We start from the raw sequence: 17,190 nt of genomic DNA, 5'->3' as shown, positions 1-17,190 counted from the left end.
GCCGCCAGGGATAGTTTCTGTAGCGGGACATTATATGTGGTGGCCACGCCCATTGGAAATCTGGCCGACATCAGCGCCCGCGCGCTGGCATCGTTCGAGGCGGCGGACGTGGTCTGCGCCGAGGACACCCGCGTCACCGGCCAGCTCTTGTCCGCCTACGGCATCCGCGCCAAGCGGCTGGTCAGCCTGCGCGAACACAACGAGCGCGGCATGGCGGAACAGGTGGCGCGCTGGCTGTCCGAAGGCCAGATCGTGGTGCAGGTGTCCGATGCCGGCACCCCCGCGGTGTCCGACCCCGGCGCGCGGCTGGTGGAGGCGGTGCGGGCCGCCGGCCACCCGGTGCGCCCGCTGCCCGGCGCCAGCGCCGTGATCGCCGCGCTGTCCGCCAGCGGCTTCACCGCGCCCACCTTTTTGTTCCACGGCTTTTTGCCGCCCAAGAGCGGCGAACGCCGCAGGACGCTGCAGCAGTGGCTGTCCGCGCCCCACCTCACCGTCTGCTACGAAGCGCCGCACCGCATCGTCGACGCGCTGCAGGACATCGTGGCCGAACTGGGCGGCGAGCGCCGGGTGATGATGGCCCGCGAGCTGACCAAGACCTTCGAAACCTTCCACGCGCTGCCGGCGGCCGAGCTGCTGGAGTGGGTGAGAGCCGACGCCAACCAGCAGCGCGGCGAGATCGCGCTGATCATAGACGCCGCCCCCGCCGCGGAGGCGGACGCCGATGCGCCGCCGGCCGAAGCGCTGCGCGTGCTGGAGATCCTGGCCGCCGAACTGCCCACCAAGCAGGCGGCCACGCTGGCCGCGCAGATCAGCGGCGCCAACCGCAAGCAACTGTACGACCACGCGCTGAAAATGAAGAAAGACTGAGCGCCAACTATTTACAAGCAGTGGGCGCAAGGTTAATATCCGTTCTCTCGCAGATGTCGCCCGGATGGCGAAATTGGTAGACGCAGGGGATTCAAAATCCCCCGCCGCAAGGCGTGTCGGTTCGAGTCCGACTCTGGGCACCAGCGACAACTCCGAGAGAGTCCGAGAAGTACCAGGAAACCCGCACAGCACAAGGCTTTGCGGGTTTTTTGTTGTCCATTTCCGTCCGGCACCATCCAGGCAAAGCCGGCGCAAAATGTTGGTATATATATTGGTACGAAGATACCATCACGCTGATACCAACAGCAGGAAATGCCAACATGCCGCTCACCGACACCGCCATCCGCAATGCCAAGCCCAGGGAAGACGGAAAACCTGCCAAGTTGGCAGACGGCGGCAGCCTCTTTCTTTGGGTCATGCCCAACGGGGCGAAGTACTGGCGCATGGCCTACCGCTTCGACGGCAAACAGAAAACCCTCGCCTTTGGCGTCTACCCCACTACTTCGCTGAAAGACGCGCGCGAGAAGCGTGAAGCTGCGCGAAAACTGCTGGCAGCAGGAACCGACCCCAACGCAGCCAAGAAAGAGCAGAAGCGCGAGCGGCAGCTCACCGTTGAAAATTCCTTCGAAATTGTCGCCCGCGAGTGGTACGACAAACAGCTGCCACGCTGGACCGATGACCACGCAGTCAGAATCCTCGACTCCCTCAAGGCTGACGCCTTCCCCGACCTAGGCAAGCTGCCGGTTTCCCAACTAACCGCACCGGTGATCTTGGATACCATCCGCAAGATAGAAAAACGCGGCGCAGTGGAAACCGCCCAACGCGTGCTGCAAAGAATCAGCGCCGTCATCCGCTATGCCATCCAGACCGGCCGAGCCGTCCACAACCCGGCAACGGACCTTACAGGCGCGATACGTGCCAAGAAGGTGGAACACCGCCCTGCGCTGCCGCGCGGCGAGCTCCGCGAGTTCTACCGGCGCCTGGCGGCCGAACCGCTCTATATTCCGACCCGCATTGCCATGCACCTGCTGATGCTGACCTTTGTTCGCCCAGGCGAACTACGCGCCGCGCGCTGGGAAGAGTTTGACGAAGAACGCGCAGAATGGCGCATCCCGGCCGAGCGCATGAAGATGCGCGAGCCTCACCTTGTACCGCTATCGCGCCAGGCGCTGGAACTGCTGAAGGAGTTGCGGCCGCTGACTGGCAAAAGCGCCCTGCTCTTCCCGGCCGTGACAGACCTCAAGAAGCCCATGTCCGAAAACACGCTTGGCTATGCCATGGGCCGCATGGGCTACAAAGGCACGGCGACCCCTCACGGCTTCCGTGCTCTGGCTTCAACAGTTCTTAACGAAGAAGGCTTTGATCCAGATATCATAGAAAAGCAGCTCGCACATGCAGAGCGCAACAAAGTGCGTGCTGCTTACCATCGAGCGGAATATTTGGAAGAGCGCAGGAAAATGATGCAGTGGTGGGCTGAATTCTTAGGTCGCCATCAAAAAAGCAGTATTGACTAGCAACGTAAAGAAAAATGTCCGCACCCGGCCAAGAGCAGACCTTTACCCTAAATCACCCAAAATAGTCACATTGCCAACTACATCAATGGCATATTTATCTTATTGCACGTGAACTAATATACCAAAATAATGAATACAATGGATTTCCTGGCGACGCTGCTTGTGTCATCACTATCAATTGTTACGCAGCCCCACGCGTAAACTATACGTCTTAGAAAGGTAAGCAATGGAGCACCTTAGAATTCAATTTTTCTCTACCAACCAATTAGGAGGAGTTATTGATATTGGCTATGCTGTAGAGCACAGCAAGATAGCTATTGATTTTCTTTCGGTATTCGGTGCGAAGTATGAAGAAAAAAGCCAAGCTATAAAAATGGATTACAAGCATCAGAATACTGAAGAGTTCAAAGAAAATTTGGGGAGATTTATATCAAAATACAAGAATGTGCTACCTCAGATTCAACAGCTAGGCTCACAATTCAATAAACTAAACCCTGGTGAATGGTTCTTTACCCTCTCACCCATAGAATTAACGACTGCACAACAGTATGAACTTGAGAAAGAATTAAATTGCCTGAATGGATGCCAAAACGATTTCAGCGAAAGTGAATTAAAATCTATATTTGGCGGCGTGATGGAAAACTATGAAATAGTGACTTTCGATTTAGACAAAGGCAAAAAGATAAAGATTGGCGAGGGTTTAAAAGCTAATAGAGTATGCAGGTTTTGTTATAATAAAATTCCTGACATAACCTTCAACAAAGAAGCTCATGCGATCTCCGAGGCTCTCGGCAATAAAATCCTAATCCTGAACGATGAGTGTGATAGATGCAATGATTTTTTTGATGAAAACATTGAAAGAGACTTTATTTATTATCACGACATGGCAAGGACATTATATGGGGTAAAAAACAAAACCAACGCCCCTCCAAAACTGAAAGGAAAAGATTTTGAAATTTCTTACACGGAACAAGGCAATCTATCTATAGCCATCGTACAAAACAATCCAGGCGATGATAACGCCGAGATGCCGGAGAATGTGTCTTTTAAAACTGGAAATAAGATAAAGATACAGAATCTTTACAAAGCCCTATGCAAATTCGCGTTAAGCGTAATCGATTCAAAGCACTTAAGTAATTTTGAAGACACCATTCAATGGATAAAAAACCAGAAAGAAGTGAATATTTTACCCAAAGTGGCGATATTGAATAGCGCTGCATTCTTTACGACCCGACCTGAGATCACTTTGCACTTAAGAAATAATGACAATACAACACTGCCATATCTGGTTGGGGAATTTAGACTTACATGCTACCTGTATATTTTTATTGTTCCGCTTTCTAGTAAAGACACACACTGCTTCATTGACGATCAAGAGTATCGTGATTTTTTGAATTGCTTTAAGCATGTTTGCTCTAATAATGGATTTAGTTTCATCGACTTCTCTGAAAACATTGAAAGAGAAATAAACTTTAAGATTAATCTTGAAAAATTGTAATTCTACAACCCCTTGATCCAATTAAAGAGTCGTTTGTGCTTCTCGCTGCTTCTTGGCCTCAGCTATGACTAACGTTACAAGTTTGTTTTTTTCAACACACCGAAACAGCTGCTTTGGGTTACGTCCTACCACGGCATGCATTGCCAATACTCACTTACCCCCAGCGCGCGCTATCGAAGCCCCGCCTCGCCCCCGCGCTTCATGTGCCGCTAATCATGCACCTGCATGAACCTGCGCCAGGCCCTTGCCGTATGGCCTGGCGCGCTGTTTTTCCCCTGCCCTGATTCATGCGTTTTCATGCAGTCTATGCATGCAGTCGCCGTTTTGGCTGACTGACGTTTCCGCCCTTCTCTCTCCTCTCCCGCTTAAATTGGCCGCCGAGTATGTCCGATTGCGTCCATATTGGTCCGATACCGTCCAGCTATTCAAAAATCGCCCCGCTGCTTTCCGTTTCCTCGCCTGTCGTCAATAGCCAAATCCGCGTTTTTTCGGCTTTTCAAGTTTTGTTGTTGTGTGGCGATTCCACACAACAAGCCCGCCAAACTCGATTTGAAATTTCTGAAATACTGCGTTCGCTGATCGGCGTGTCCGATTGCATCCACAGTTATTCAGACAAAACGATAAGGACAACCCCATGACCGCTAATGCCCCTTCGCTCACCGCCCAGCCGCTGCGCTTTCTGCGCTTGCCGGAAGTCATCTCTACGTGCGGCCTGTCCCGCTCGTCGGTGTACGACGCCATCAAGCGCGGCAGCTTTCCGGCCCCGGTGCCGCTGGGCGGTAAAAGCGTGGCCTGGCTGTCGTCTGAAATCGATGTCTGGATGGCTGGACGCATCGCGGCGCGCCACGCCTAAAACCCCAATCAACGCACCCGGACTCAGAACATGCATATCCAGAACCCCCACACCCAAGAAACCGTCGCTTTCGCCGTGGCCGGCCTGACGGAACGCCTGGCCGCTTTCGAGCAAGACCTGAACGCCTGGCAATCGCTGGCCGACAACGCCGCGCGCCGCGTTCAAACCGCCGAGGCGCTACGCAGCGAAGCCGAGCAGGCGCGCAAGGATTGCCGCCAGGCGATGCGCTCGAGCTTGGGCATTCCCACCAAGGCGGTGCGCGAGCTGAAAGGCAAGGAAATGGCCAATCTGGAATTGGCCGAGGAAACGCTGAAGATCGCCGAGGAAGAAAAGATTCTGGCGGAAATGCAGCAGGAGACGCTGTTCGAACAGCGCCAAACCCTGGTCAAGGAACGCGACGCGCTGCGCCGCCAGTATTGGGACGCGGTGCTGGACGACCAAATCGCCCAATGGGGGCAACAGCTGCCGGTCTTGGCCCTGCTGCTGGAGCAAGCCCCCAAGACGTGCATCGAGCGGCTGTTCGGCCGCGCCGAGCTGCGCAGAAATCACGAAGAATTCTTTGCCGCGCAGCTGCCCGGCGAGCTGCAACAGGCGCTGCAAACCGCTCCCCAGGCGGAGCCGGACGCATTGCTGGCCCTGCTTAGCCAACCGCTGCCGCCGCTGGCAACGCCGGCCAGCCAGCACCACAACCCCATCGCCCGCATGCGCTATCAAGCCGAACGCGACGAGCAATACCAAGCCCTGATCAACCGTTAAGCGAGACCGCCATCATGCAAAACACGACCCGCCAAGCCCTGGACCACTTCATCGGCCGCTACTTCAGCCATATGGACGCGCACCAAGCTCAGGACAGCCACTATGCGGCCCCTGGACCGAAGGAGGCGCAGGCCCGCATCAATGCGTTGAAGAGCAATAGCCGGCTGCTGTCCGCCATCAACATTCTCGGCGTGGCGAACGTCAAAGGCCGTTCGCAAAACTTCGACATCGCCGGCACGCTGGCCGCCACGGTGGACACCAACCACCATCCCCGCCAGCCGGCGCAAAAGATCTGGCAGCCGGCGCAATACTTCTGCCGACAGACCAACTTCGATGCAGCGTTTGATTACGAGACGCTGGATGCCTGGATGAGCGAGACGCAAGACCAAGCGCTATTCGAAGCCCGCGCGCGGCAGACGCTGGAGCGCCGCATCTTGCTGGACCGGGTGATGATCGGTTTCCGCGGCCTGATGCGCGCCGCAGACTCCGACCGGGCCAAATATCCGCAACTGGAAGACGTCAATGTCGGCTGGCTGCAGCAGATCCGCGAGCAAGCGCCACAAGCCTGCACGGAAAGCATCCGCGTCGGCGAAGGCCAGCGTTTCCATAGCCTGCACCGCCTGGTGCGCCATGCGGTCAACACCCTGCTTGCGCCGGCCTGGCGCGATGATCCGCAGTTGGTGGCACTGGTGGGCGCTGACCTGCTGCCGGATGCGGTGTGCGAGTCGAACGAGCCGGGAGACGATCTGGTGTTCCACAAGCAGCGCCTGGGCGGCCTGCAAGCCGCGACGGCCGCCTTCTTTCCCGGCGACAGCATCCTGATTACCCGCCTGGACAACCTGTCGCTGTACTTCAACCAAAACGCCGTGCGCTACCGCTATCAGGAAGACCCCGCCATCAACAGCGTGCTGTTCTACCACTCCAGCGAAGACGCCTACGTGGTCGAGAACCTGGCCGCCTGCGCGCTGATTGAAGACGTGGAAATCGTGGACTGAAGGAGATCGAAGATGGCCTTTCCCTGCCCGCTGTGCGGCGCGGTGTCGAGAGTGCGGACCAGCCGCATGCTGACCGCCACCGCCAAGGAGATTTACTACAACTGCAGCAACGACGACTGCTGCCACCAGTACAAGACGATGGAAAGCGAGCCGCGCACCGTGGCCCAGCCGATCAAGGGTGGCGCGCAGATTCCGCCCGAGCGGCTGCGCACACTGTCTAGTTTGGCCAAACCCGCGCCGCCGCCGGCGCTGACGGTACAAGTCGGCCGGATTCAGCACAGAGTCTTGAAGTAATGAAAATGGCCCGCTGGAGGGCGGGCCATTTCTACGCTTCAAGTTTCACTGAGCTTTATATTCACTGCCGATACTCAGCAATAAATCATAGGTTTCTTCAACCTGTTGAGCTTCGAGCTTGGCGGCTTTCAGCTCAGTTTTCAGTCTAGCGATATTAGCTTTTGCCTCGCCAGCCCGTTCAACATAAACCTTATAGATTTCTTCGATATGTTCCACCACCTGCCAGGGTTTAAATTCACTACGTATTTTTTGTTCATCCCAAAGCTTGCTTGGCCAAATACTCCCTTCAATCGAATAAACCGCTTTCATTTTTTCTTCGCAATGTTTGCAACGCAAATAGTATTCGACAAAGGTTTTAGTTATCGGGCGACTCGTCCTGATTTTAACGCCTCCCGCTTTACCACATTTAGGACATGCCACATCGCCAAATAATTCTTTCATCACCGCTCCAAAAATAAAAAGGCCCCTGCCAGGGCCTTGGGTACAGCAAAACTAAATCAAACCATCCAGCGCCATTATATCCCGATGAAATGCACCGCTCAAACGCAATATGTGAATCACATGCTTGACAGCCCCATCCGATTGCCGCACCATTACCGCGTCGTGTTCAATAGCGCGACCGGGTTTGGCGACCTGAACAGTAAGGCGGACAGCCGCCTATTGCGGCTATTTTTACGTCCGTCACACACCGTTGGTGCGTCCTTTTCTATGGCGGGCCGTGGTGGGGATACCTACGGGTATGCCGGTTCCTTACTGCCGGTTCGCCAACCCTGCCATGCGCCCGCCACCCTCGTTTGGCGACGAGGACCGGGCTTAACGCTCAGTAGGGAGGCTCAACATGCCCCATATCGCCCTGCGCGCCATCCGCGCCCTATTTCCGCAAGTTACCCGTCCCGTTTCCACGCTGCCCAACGAGGCCCAAGCTCGCGCGCTCGCCGCTTTGCTGGTCGCCCAGGGGCAACGCGCCTTGATTCATCGCACCGCCGCCGGTTTCGCCGTGGAGGTGATCGTATGAGCGCCCTGCCCCTTCTCGCCCCGCTGGCCCTCGCCGCCATCCAACGCGAACTGATCCTCCTGCAGCAACTGGCCACCCAGCCGGAACACGCCGCCTTGCGCGAGCCGGTGGCTCAGCTGGCCGGCCTGTGCGAATCGGTCGAAGACGTGGTGTCCGGCGGCATCTGCCGCTTGTCCGGCACCAGCGAGACGCTGCAAGGGCTGCTCGATCTGCTGCGCCATGCCGAGGACCGGCCGTTGCCGGCCAATCGCGTCGCCGGCCTACTGGCCCCGCTGCAACAGCAGGTGGTCCACGCCTGCTCCGAAATCGGCCAAATTCTCTAAGGAACCCCCATGAATGCTAGAAACCCTCTCCCGCGCACCGGGCGAGACGCCCCCGGCTTGTCTGGCGGTTCGTCCACCGCGCTCGGCCAATGGTTCGACCAGTTGAAGGACAGCATCGACTTGTACGACCTGGCGGCCCGGCTGGACCTGAAGCGCCAGGGCAAGGGCAACTATCACAGCCCGCATCACCCGGACAGCAGCGCCTCGCTGTCGATCTTCGCCGACGGCCGCGGCTGGAAGGACTGGAGCGGCGACGCCGGCGGCAGCTGCATCGACTTGCTGCGCTATTGCCGGCCGGAGCTGGACACCCCGCTGGCGGCCGCGCGGCTGCTGGGCGACTGGTACGGCATGCCGCAACCGAAACCGGCGATGAAGGAAAGGGCCGCGCCGGCGCGCAAGTCCACCCTCGACTACATCGCCGAGCGCTGCCTGGCTCAAGCCGATGCCGCCGTGGCCTACCTGGCCGGCCGAGGCATAGACGAGGCGGTGATCCGCCGCGCCATCCAGTGCAAGACGCTGGGCTGGAATGATTGGCACAGCGCCAAGGTGGCGGCCGGCGAAGTGGGCCACGGCGGCCCGGCCGCCGCCTTCCTGGTGCGCAGCGGCAGCCGGCTGGCGGCGGTGGATCTGCGCTATGTCAATCCAGCCTTGAATGGCGGCGTGAAGACGCAATGCCAGGGCGAGCGCGAGGGCCACGGCTGGTGCAGCGATCCGGCGCGGCTGAAGCGGGCGCGGATGGTGGTGATCGTGGAAAGTCCGATCAATGCCTTGTCGGTGGAGTGCTGCGCGTCATCCGATGTGGCTGCGCTGGTGCTGCGCGGCGTCGGCAATGTGGACAGCATCGACTGGACCGCCTTGCGCGGCAAGCGGGTGCTGGTGGCGCTGGACCACAGCGACCCGGTCAACCCGGCGACCGGCTTGCGGCCGGGCCTGGCCGCCGCCTGGCGGCTATCGGAAAAGCTGATTGCCGCCGACATCGGCCATTTGCTGGTGGACATGCAGGAATGGGACGAAGGCGAGGACATCAATGATGTGCTGCAGCGCCATGGCAAGGACGAGCTGACCGCGCGCTTGCGCAAGCTGGAACCGTGGCTGGTGCCGGGCATGCCGGGCGGCGGCGAGCGTTTGGAGGGGACGCGGCGGGTACAGCTGCCTGGCCATGACTTCGCGGTGTACTGGCGCTTCCGGGTGAAGGAGGACTTCACCCAATACATAGACGAGTTCAAGACCGACGACGACGGCAAGCGCTCGGAAACCCTGGGCGATCTGTGTTCCTTCCGCGTGGCCAGCCTGTCGCGGCTGCGCATTCAGAGCCACCTGGCCACCATCAGCGGCGCGGCCGACCATCAGCCGGAAACGGTGTTCGGCATCAGCGCCCAGCTGGCGCGCCATGGCACGGTGTTGCATCGCGAGGTGGCCACCGACGACAAGCTGTACAACCTGGAATGGTGGAAGGGGCGATTCGGCGCGATCTGGAAGCCGGCGCAGTTCCAACGGCTGGTCAATCTGATGGAGCGGGCGGCCGACCTGGGCGCGCGCGATGTGGTCAACTTCGTCGGCCTGTCGTGGAAGGCCGGCGCGCTGGCGGCGCAGGAGGGACAAGACTGCTATTTCGTCGAGCCGCAGAAGCAATGCCTGTACTACAACCTGACCTTCCCGCGCGGCACGCAGCAACAGGCGCGGACGGTGATTCAAGCCTATCAGGACACCTTCCGCGACAATGCGGCCGCCATCGTGTTGGTCTGGGGCTTGGGCACCCATCTGAAGAACCTGCTGGGCTTCTATCCGCATTTCCAGATGCAGGCCGAGAAGGGATCGGGCAAGTCCAAGCTGCTGGAGAGCCTGCAAACCACCTTGGCGTTTCAGGTGCTGTCCGGGCAGATGCTGAAAACCGACCACCGCCGCCGCGCGTCGGTCTCCTTCACCTCGCAGCCGGTGGGCTGGGATGAATTCTCCAAGCTGCCGAAGACGGTGCTGTCGGACATCGACGCGCTGCTGCAATCGACCTATCGCTTCGAGTTCACCCGCGTCGGCGCCAGCCTGACGCCCTACCTGATGTGCGCGCCGGTGCTGCTGGCCGGCGAAGAGGTGGACGCGCAGAGCCTGCAATCCAAGCTATGCCGCAGCAGCCTGTCGAAGGAGCGGCAAGGGGTGATCATCCCGCACGATCTGCCGGTGTTTCCGCTGTGGCCGTGGTTGCAGTTCCTCGCCGACATCGAGCCGGCCCGGCTGCGCGATCTGCATCGCCATTACCTGGGCGTGTGCGAGCGGCACAGCCGCGCCCCGGCCGGCGACGCCACCGCGCGGCGGATGATGGAGAACTACGCCGCCCTGCTGTGCAGCTGGGCCTTGCTGTGCGAGTTCGCCGACCTCGACCCGCAGCAAGGCAGCTTCATCGAAGACCTGCTGGCAGAAATGAACAGCCACATCGTGGACACCGACGGCAGCCGCCTGCCCTGGGTCTGGATCATGGAAATCCTGCTGTCCGAGCTGGAGGCCCGACGCTATGACTACCCGCACTGCTGGGACCGGGTGAAGCATCCCGATGGCCACACCGAAATGGCGCTGTTCATCCGGCCGAACCATGTGATGGACCATCTTTCCACCGCGCCGCATCTACGGGCCAAGTTCGACGCGCTGCCGGTGAAGACCGGCCGCATCTTCAAGAATCAGCTGCTGCAAAGCCCGGTGGTGCTGGCCGATGGCGTCGAGAAGACCATCCACGGCCGCCGCCAGGGCCATCTGACCGCCATCAGCCTGGCGCAGCTGGAGAAGCTGGGCTTGTACGCCGCGCCCGACGTCCAGCCCTAAGCCTCAAACCGCCCGCCCCATCCCCTCGACAGCCCGCCTTGCGTGGGCTGTCACGCTTTGCCCCGCTCAAACTGCGAAACAACAAACCCTTCCCTATATGAAATATGACATTGGCAAGCGCAAGCCGGCGAGAACGGCCGGAAATCGCCGCTTTCCGCGCCATTGGGTGTGGGAGGATGCGAAAAAAACCCGTGGATTAGCCCCTACATCACACCTAAGTCATTGATTGTTGAGAACAAGCCATCCACGGTTTGCCCTCAAAAATCCACGGTTTCGCCTCCCACTTCCACGGTTTGCCCCGATTCTTCCACATCGCCGTTTTACGGTTTCGCCCCTCTTCTTCTCTTCTTCTTTTATAAAAAACAAAGAGATAGAGAAGGAAAGCAGTGAAAAAGGAAGACAGGGGCGATCCACGGTTTCGGACAGCTGCTTAAAATTTAATCCACGGGTTTGTCGGCCAGTGTGGTGGAAATGGTGGATTCGCCCTTCCCTTCATGGCATTGATTTTATTGAGTTTTCTGGAACATCCACGGAATCGGGGGGAGAGGTGGTGGACAAGCCGTGGATGAAAAGCCATTGCAGGACAAGGACTTAGAGTCCAATCCACGGTTTCGGATGAATTCTCCTCCCTATAAATACCGTCACAGAGGCATGATCTTCGCAAAATTGTAAAAATCTTGACTGAAACGATGACTCATCGATCGAACTGACCACATTCAACATGGAATTGCGAACAAACGTTCAGTATGATAGACACCAACGTAGTCCCAAGAAGCAAGGACTCCACAAGGAACACGCACTTCCATATAAGTTTTACAAAGATGTGATATATACTCCTTCACGAACACTCGAATTTTAACATGCAATTATGTGGTAGCAATTCATCACTATCGAATATGCAATATTTTAAATAGATACTATCAAACCCAATAAAACAACTAATTTTATTCTGGAACACAACAAGAACTACTTCTATAGAATCAACAAAATTAGGAATTTTAAATATGAAAATCTCAATTGAGAACATTGGGAAGATAAAAAGCACCAGCATATTGCTAGATGGGTTTACGGTTATTGCGGGTGAAAATGACTCGGGAAAGAGCACTGTTGGGAAAATTGTTTATTCAATTATACAGGCCTTTTCAATATACCCACAGTTTAGAAAAGAAAAAATTAGACGTAAAACTTCACATTCTCTTAGATTTTTCATTACAGAGCTCAGAAGAAATTTTGATTTAACAAAGCATGACAGCCTTAGACAAATGATGTCTTTTTCATTCGTTAATCATATCATGGCAGATCCAGATGATGCGCTTTATGAGATAAGGGGCGTATTAGACAAGCTTGAAGAATCATACCCGGAAAAACTGGAAACCCTTATTAAGCTCAAATCGCGGCTATATGGGATTCAAAGAGAAATTGACTCCCTATCAGAGTCGGATGATATTTTTGAATCCATTACAGACCTAATGCAGTCTGAGTTTGGCGGTGAGATAGATAGGAAACAAGACTCTCGCCCACCATCATTTGAAATAAATGATGGCGAAACAACTGTAATTTCGGCAAAATTTAGCGATGGCATCATCACCGATGGCATATATTCAGGAGGTCTAGGGTTAGGGCTAGGTGATGCCACTTACATCGATGGCGCATCAATACTTCAATACGCACATTTAATTAACTTAAACGATTCCGACCCACGTCTTCCATTTCACATCACAGATCTTGCGAGGAAATTAATTAGCCCAACTCTCGTAAGAGGTGGAAGTAGTAACTTGGCTGACATTTACAAAGGACGCTTGGTTTTTGATGAAACGCAAAACAGCTTCTACTTTGACAAAGGAGGCTATAGGGTTTGCCTGAACAATATAGCAAGCGGCATTAAGAATATCGGTGTGCTTGACTTGCTAGTAAAAAAGGGGGTCATTTGCGATGGTTCATTACTAGTCTTGGATGAACCCGAAATTAATCTTCATCCCAAATGGCAAACACAGTTAGCGAAAATAATTTGCGAACTACATCAAGCTGGAGTATACATACTTCTAACTACTCACAGCCCCTATATGATTGAAGCTTTGCATTACTATGCAAATGTGAGCGGTATAAAATCCAACTTTTATTTAGCTTGTAAAAGCATAGCAAATCCTGACGATGTTGATTTTATTGACTTAAGCATGAATGTTGGGGCAATCATTGAGGACTTGGCACAACCACTTTGGGACATCGTGGAAGATAATAATGAGTTCTGATGCAAAAAAATTGTTTGATAAGTTATGCGAGGCATACCCAGATGCCCTGCAAGATATTACCCAATTAAGCAAAAATACCGATGCAAATAGATTTTTTATTGAATGCAGCGAAACTGCTTTTAATTTCGATTTAGTTTACAACATTTCGCCGAGCCATCGCATCGAGAAAAAAGAAAAAACTCCTGATGCTCTATTTGTGAAAGGGGATATCATCTATTTGATAGAATTTAAAGAAGGAAAATTCGACCGTGATGAACTTCGGCAAAAAGTGCATGAAGGGGTAAATACATTATTTCAGTTTTGTAGAAAACATAACCTACTTAGCATTATTGATTTCGTGAACATTGACTTCAGATATGCGGTATTGTATCGAGGCAGAGAAAATCGTCAATTCGCAGAGGCGCTTAATGCCGCAGTTACAATTGCAGACTTGAAAAACATAGAAGGCTTTCTCGTTAAAAATACAGCTGTCAGTTGTACAAAAGAAGGAATCGTAAAAATTCTAAAATCTGCTAGCGATGGCAGGATTTCCCGAATAGGAATGTACTCCAAGGACCAAACAAGTATTGAATATGCATCTTGCTAGGCTAGCCTTATAAAGTATTTTCAGCGAGGTTCAGTGCTATTGTTAAAATTTCTGCATCTAATGCAGAGATTATACTGCATGGTAAATATCTGTCAGATTAGTAGGCAATAATGCAAGTCAACTCGCCGACTAGGCAGGTTAAACAATGAAGATAACCGCCGCTGTCGAAGACCAACAAAAGCAAACCTACCAACATGCCTGACCAGCATAACCAAGCGCTCAATCGAGACTGCCTACCAAAACCTGCCCTTGACACAAGGAAGAAATTAATCGATTTGATTCTACAGCACCTGATGCACTGATTGAGAGACGTGCTTGGACCTGACTTTGATATAATCTATTACCCTATAGTGAAAAGCAAACCTTTCAATCGAACAAGAGTACCTGTTCACTAATAGCACTCAATCTATGGGTAAAATTGGTCTCCGGGGGCATAATCGGGGGCATCTATAAAATCACAAAAAGAATAATTAATAATTATCAATGCCTTACGAATTCAACTCAATCTCTGTCGGGTTCAATGAAATAGCAGATAAAAATTAAAATAAATAATTTCAATACGTTAAACAACCAATGCGATCTCTTCAAAAGCTACCGACCTTCACGCGGCTTGGGCACAACCAGGCTCCGCTTTGACCAAAAGCGCATCAATGTTGGTACATTTGTTGGTATTTAATTTTTAAAATAAAAAATTATTCAACAATTTCAATATATTGAGTTATGTTTTCGAGAGAGACTCTGCACCACAAGACATCATGCAACGCAAAACAACCGCACGGCTCAGCCCTGCGGTTTTTTTGTTTTCGCCTTCTCCCTGCGCCATTCCATCAAAACCGGCTCAAGCCCTGCGAATAGCGCCTCTGCCGACGCCAATGCCAAAAAAGACTCGAGGCAGCGGTCGCCCTGCGAGCCATCGGGCACTTGCCGACGCCACGCATCGCTCCGACAGTCTGACTGCGGCGTCCAAGGACGTATGGATAAAAGGCGCAGCCCGACAGACCCAAAACCCGTCGCCTTGCGCCATCCTCCCAGTTGAAACCGGGATTGCAACGGAATGCCGCCCGTGTCCGCCCATGAATGATCCCTGCCGCGCAAGCGACCCAGGATCCGCATGCCCTGAACCGGCCTTCATCGCCAAGCCACTGGCGAACAACGCGCCATGCCAGGACCATCGGAAAAGAAGGCTATGCAACTGCCGGCGCATGCCCGCAATGCGGGAGCGGGCCGGTTTTCTCGCCTGGCGCCTCTTCTTGTCATCTCTTAAAAGCATCGCGGATCAATGCCATATCCGCATAGCTAATCTTGTAACAATCGACATCTACGCTATCCACGCTTGCCGGCTTGGGTTTCGCGCCACCGGTGAACAGCACAATGGCGTTGGCGCTATCCTCCTCGCTCTCCAGCCTAAGCATCCTAGCTTGCGGAAAATTGATGATCATTTCAATTGATCTCCCAGCCTGGCGGCAGATCCGGATAGCTTATCCAGTAGGACAAACATTCCTTATCGAGCGTGTCGCTCCACTGATAGATGCCGGCGCCGGTGTAATAAAACACGGGCTTGAAATCGATGTAGTCGATGACGGCCGCTCTCGGCTGATAAAAAGGCGATCCGAGCATATCGCTGATCGAAACCTCATCAATGCAAACCATATCGGATATCTTGCCGTATCGTTGCGTACAGCTTTCGAACTGGAATCGCTCCTCCTCGGGCAAGGACAGGACATGCTGCTCGACCACTTCGGCGAACATGTCCTTGAATGACAGCAAGCTCATGCAGGAGGGATTTTTGTATGCATATTCTTCGGGATTCATGGCAATAAATTCCACTGAGCAAGGGTGATGACATCTTATATGGTTTAAAAATTTTCCATGACGCAATAACAACTGTTCCCAACAGCATAAAAGCATGGTATTTTGAAAGTGTTGCCTAAATAGTTCTAGAAAGAACAATTCTAATGCAGCCAATTACATCGAAGCTTATCAGCAATGACCATATCGAGGCGGTAATAAAGGCAAGCAGAGACGCTCCGCGGAAACGCACGCCAATACTCGTGCACAATAGTTACGACGAGATTCCGCAACGTTTCGTGAATTGCATGGCGTCAGACTCGTACATCAGGCCGCACAAGCATGAAAACGACAACCAGTGGGAGCTGGTCACGTGGATTTCAGGCGAGCTGCTTGTCGTCATCTTCGATGACTCGGGGAGGATATTGAGCAAGGTCGAAATGAGCCAGCAGGGCAATCGAGTCTTCGAAATACAAAGAAATCAGTATCATAGCTACATCCCTCTGTCCGACTGCTCATATCTGGAAATCAGAAACTGCAGATTCATTTACGGCCGGCCGGAAGCGGATCGCACCTTCGCCAGCTGGGCGCCCGATGAAGGCGAAAAAGAAGCGGAAGCCTTTGTCGCCTGGCTTAAAGATGCAGACATTGGGAAGCGGTATGAACAAGACCGATGATTATCTTCAAATCATAAACCATAGTCCCATCCCGACTTTCTGGAAAAATTCCGAGCGATACTTCATGGGCTGCAACCAGAAGTTTCTGGACATGGTTGAAGTCGAAGATGTGGGCAGCCTCATTGAGAAACTGGATATCGACCTGCCTTGGGCGCGTAATTGGGAATTGTTCGAAAAAGACGATAGGCAGGTTCTGGAAACCGGTCAGACCGTATCGAGACTGGAGCAGATTCCATCCGGCGAAGGCGGCGTCGTATGGTCTGAAACCATCAAGCACCCCATTATCCGGGATGGCAAGATAGTGGGACTGGTCGGCTTTTGCAAAGACGTGACTATCGAGAGAAGGCTGCAGGAAATAGAGCGGGAAAGAAGCATCGACAAACTGCATTTGAAGCTAGCCGACCTGGTTGACAAGTTCATGAACGAAGCTCAGCACACCAAGCTATCCATTGTCGATCAACGCCTTGGAATCAGTCACAAAGGCAACAAGATAAACAGGCAACAGATCAGTCTGAGCTGTCGGGAACAAGAGATCATATATTATCTTTCCATCTACAAATCGCCCAAAGAAATAGCAAGAATACTATCGATCATCCATGATAAAGACATCTCGGTGCGCGCGGTGCAAACCGCAATCAGCGACAGACTGTATGTGAAGTTCGATGTCAACACGACAAGCCAGTTATTGGAGCGCGCCGCTGCATATGGCCTAATACCGCTCCGCATGCCCAGCTGAAAACTGACAACTTGGCCCTTGTCTTCAACGCAACGCGGTATGCGAACGAAAGGCATTTTCTTGAAAGCCCTGGCGGCCACTGAAACGCCATTTATCTGGCCGCATGGCAAGATGCGCCTGCTGCCGCGCAGCGGTCCATGCCAGCGCTGAAGACATCCGGCGCCGCCCTTCCCGTTGATCACCGAGCTCTCTCACCGCGCCGACCTGGGCAGCCGCGCGGCGTGTCGA

The 17,190-nt window shown here is 54.0% G+C and carries 17 protein-coding genes and 1 tRNA gene; 15 read left to right on the top strand and 3 right to left on the bottom strand.

What is annotated here, in order from left to right; genetic code table 11:
• Positions 1-36: 36 nt before the first annotated feature.
• The 8 genes from rsmI to CV_RS03140 all read left to right on the top strand — a co-directional run bounded on the left by rsmI (position 37) and on the right by CV_RS03140 (position 6,777).
• The gene (rsmI, locus tag CV_RS24025; RefSeq protein ID WP_043595381.1) at positions 37-867 is read left to right on the top strand and encodes a 16S rRNA (cytidine(1402)-2'-O)-methyltransferase; all 831 of its coding nucleotides are present in this window, start codon (positions 37-39) and stop codon (positions 865-867) included.
• 58 nt (positions 868-925) lie between these two features.
• Positions 926-1,010, top strand: a tRNA-Leu gene (locus tag CV_RS03165).
• Between the two features lie 177 nt (positions 1,011-1,187).
• A complete protein-coding gene (locus CV_RS03160) occupies positions 1,188-2,381 on the top strand; it encodes a tyrosine-type recombinase/integrase (protein ID WP_011134206.1) in 1,194 nt (397 codons plus the stop codon).
• 226 nt (positions 2,382-2,607) lie between these two features.
• Positions 2,608-3,879: an HNH endonuclease gene (locus CV_RS22675; protein WP_011134205.1), complete on the top strand. Its 1,272-nt coding sequence runs from the start codon at positions 2,608-2,610 to the stop codon at positions 3,877-3,879.
• A gap of 634 nt (positions 3,880-4,513) precedes the next feature.
• Positions 4,514-4,732 carry a helix-turn-helix transcriptional regulator gene (locus CV_RS03155; RefSeq protein WP_011134203.1) on the top strand — a complete coding sequence of 73 codons (219 nt, stop codon included), beginning with the start codon at positions 4,514-4,516 and terminating at the stop codon, positions 4,730-4,732.
• A 30-nt stretch (positions 4,733-4,762) separates the two neighbouring features.
• Positions 4,763-5,488: a hypothetical protein gene (locus CV_RS03150; RefSeq protein ID WP_011134202.1), complete on the top strand. Its 726-nt coding sequence runs from the start codon at positions 4,763-4,765 to the stop codon at positions 5,486-5,488.
• A 14-nt stretch (positions 5,489-5,502) separates the two neighbouring features.
• Positions 5,503-6,483, top strand: coding sequence for a P2 family phage major capsid protein (locus tag CV_RS03145; protein WP_011134201.1), 981 nt, complete (start codon positions 5,503-5,505; stop codon positions 6,481-6,483).
• Positions 6,484-6,495: 12 nt separating this feature from the next.
• On the top strand, positions 6,496-6,777 hold the full coding sequence (locus CV_RS03140; RefSeq protein WP_011134200.1) for an ogr/Delta-like zinc finger family protein: 282 nt from the start codon (positions 6,496-6,498) through the stop codon (positions 6,775-6,777).
• A 45-nt stretch (positions 6,778-6,822) separates the two neighbouring features.
• Here the strand turns inward: CV_RS03140 and CV_RS23315 are convergent, their stop codons facing one another.
• Positions 6,823-7,218, bottom strand: a complete 396-nt coding sequence (locus CV_RS23315) for a hypothetical protein (RefSeq protein WP_011134199.1) — start codon at positions 7,216-7,218, stop codon at positions 6,823-6,825.
• A 397-nt stretch (positions 7,219-7,615) separates the two neighbouring features.
• Here CV_RS23315 and CV_RS23910 point away from each other — a divergent pair, with 397 nt between their 5' ends.
• The 5 genes from CV_RS23910 (at position 7,616) to CV_RS23310 (ending at position 13,761) form a co-directional block, all read left to right on the top strand.
• Positions 7,616-7,792 carry a hypothetical protein gene (locus tag CV_RS23910; protein WP_011134198.1) on the top strand — a complete coding sequence of 59 codons (177 nt, stop codon included), beginning with the start codon at positions 7,616-7,618 and terminating at the stop codon, positions 7,790-7,792.
• The gene (locus CV_RS03135; protein WP_011134197.1) at positions 7,789-8,115 is read left to right on the top strand and encodes a DUF1484 family protein; all 327 of its coding nucleotides are present in this window, start codon (positions 7,789-7,791) and stop codon (positions 8,113-8,115) included. The genes CV_RS23910 and CV_RS03135 overlap by 4 nt, the downstream gene beginning before the upstream one ends.
• A gap of 9 nt (positions 8,116-8,124) precedes the next feature.
• Positions 8,125-10,926: a toprim domain-containing protein gene (locus CV_RS03130; protein ID WP_011134196.1), complete on the top strand. Its 2,802-nt coding sequence runs from the start codon at positions 8,125-8,127 to the stop codon at positions 10,924-10,926.
• A 1,004-nt stretch (positions 10,927-11,930) separates the two neighbouring features.
• On the top strand, positions 11,931-13,175 hold the full coding sequence (locus CV_RS22670) for an ATP-binding protein (protein WP_011134194.1): 1,245 nt from the start codon (positions 11,931-11,933) through the stop codon (positions 13,173-13,175).
• A complete protein-coding gene (locus CV_RS23310) occupies positions 13,165-13,761 on the top strand; it encodes a hypothetical protein (protein WP_011134193.1) in 597 nt (198 codons plus the stop codon). Before CV_RS22670 ends, CV_RS23310 begins: the two co-directional genes overlap by 11 nt.
• A gap of 1,253 nt (positions 13,762-15,014) precedes the next feature.
• Here the strand turns inward: CV_RS23310 and CV_RS03125 are convergent.
• Both CV_RS03125 and CV_RS03120 read right to left on the bottom strand, forming a co-directional pair.
• Entirely contained in the window at positions 15,015-15,200 is a 186-nt protein-coding gene (locus CV_RS03125; RefSeq protein ID WP_011134192.1) for a hypothetical protein, read from the bottom strand.
• A gap of 1 nt (position 15,201) precedes the next feature.
• A complete protein-coding gene (locus CV_RS03120; protein WP_043595378.1) occupies positions 15,202-15,573 on the bottom strand; it encodes a hypothetical protein in 372 nt (123 codons plus the stop codon).
• A gap of 143 nt (positions 15,574-15,716) precedes the next feature.
• Here CV_RS03120 and CV_RS03115 point away from each other — a divergent pair, with 143 nt between their 5' ends.
• Positions 15,717-16,226, top strand: a complete 510-nt coding sequence (locus CV_RS03115; protein ID WP_043595376.1) for a WbuC family cupin fold metalloprotein — start codon at positions 15,717-15,719, stop codon at positions 16,224-16,226.
• On the top strand, positions 16,210-16,962 hold the full coding sequence (locus CV_RS03110; RefSeq protein WP_076227668.1) for a PAS domain-containing protein: 753 nt from the start codon (positions 16,210-16,212) through the stop codon (positions 16,960-16,962). Before CV_RS03115 ends, CV_RS03110 begins: the two co-directional genes overlap by 17 nt.
• Positions 16,963-17,190 lie beyond the last annotated feature (228 nt).

Source organism: Chromobacterium violaceum ATCC 12472, from assembly GCF_000007705.1.
GTDB classification, from domain to species: domain Bacteria; phylum Pseudomonadota; class Gammaproteobacteria; order Burkholderiales; family Chromobacteriaceae; genus Chromobacterium; species Chromobacterium violaceum.
This window is presented reverse-complemented; position numbering and strand designations above follow the sequence as displayed.

Coding starts and splice junctions, on each gene's coding strand:
- CV_RS03160 (WP_011134206.1), top strand. CDS start 1,188: ATGCCGCTCACCGACACCGCCATCCGCAATGCCAAGCCCAGGGAAGAC.
- CV_RS22675 (WP_011134205.1), top strand. CDS start 2,608: ATGGAGCACCTTAGAATTCAATTTTTCTCTACCAACCAATTAGGAGGA.
- CV_RS03155 (WP_011134203.1), top strand. CDS start 4,514: ATGACCGCTAATGCCCCTTCGCTCACCGCCCAGCCGCTGCGCTTTCTG.
- CV_RS03150 (WP_011134202.1), top strand. CDS start 4,763: ATGCATATCCAGAACCCCCACACCCAAGAAACCGTCGCTTTCGCCGTG.
- CV_RS03145 (WP_011134201.1), top strand. CDS start 5,503: ATGCAAAACACGACCCGCCAAGCCCTGGACCACTTCATCGGCCGCTAC.
- CV_RS03140 (WP_011134200.1), top strand. CDS start 6,496: ATGGCCTTTCCCTGCCCGCTGTGCGGCGCGGTGTCGAGAGTGCGGACC.
- CV_RS23315 (WP_011134199.1), bottom strand. CDS start 7,218: ATGAAAGAATTATTTGGCGATGTGGCATGTCCTAAATGTGGTAAAGCG.
- CV_RS23910 (WP_011134198.1), top strand. CDS start 7,616: ATGCCCCATATCGCCCTGCGCGCCATCCGCGCCCTATTTCCGCAAGTT.
- CV_RS03135 (WP_011134197.1), top strand. CDS start 7,789: ATGAGCGCCCTGCCCCTTCTCGCCCCGCTGGCCCTCGCCGCCATCCAA.
- CV_RS03130 (WP_011134196.1), top strand. CDS start 8,125: ATGAATGCTAGAAACCCTCTCCCGCGCACCGGGCGAGACGCCCCCGGC.
- CV_RS22670 (WP_011134194.1), top strand. CDS start 11,931: ATGAAAATCTCAATTGAGAACATTGGGAAGATAAAAAGCACCAGCATA.
- CV_RS23310 (WP_011134193.1), top strand. CDS start 13,165: ATGAGTTCTGATGCAAAAAAATTGTTTGATAAGTTATGCGAGGCATAC.
- CV_RS03125 (WP_011134192.1), bottom strand. CDS start 15,200: ATGATCATCAATTTTCCGCAAGCTAGGATGCTTAGGCTGGAGAGCGAG.
- CV_RS03120 (WP_043595378.1), bottom strand. CDS start 15,573: ATGAATCCCGAAGAATATGCATACAAAAATCCCTCCTGCATGAGCTTG.
- CV_RS03115 (WP_043595376.1), top strand. CDS start 15,717: ATGCAGCCAATTACATCGAAGCTTATCAGCAATGACCATATCGAGGCG.
- CV_RS03110 (WP_076227668.1), top strand. CDS start 16,210: ATGAACAAGACCGATGATTATCTTCAAATCATAAACCATAGTCCCATC.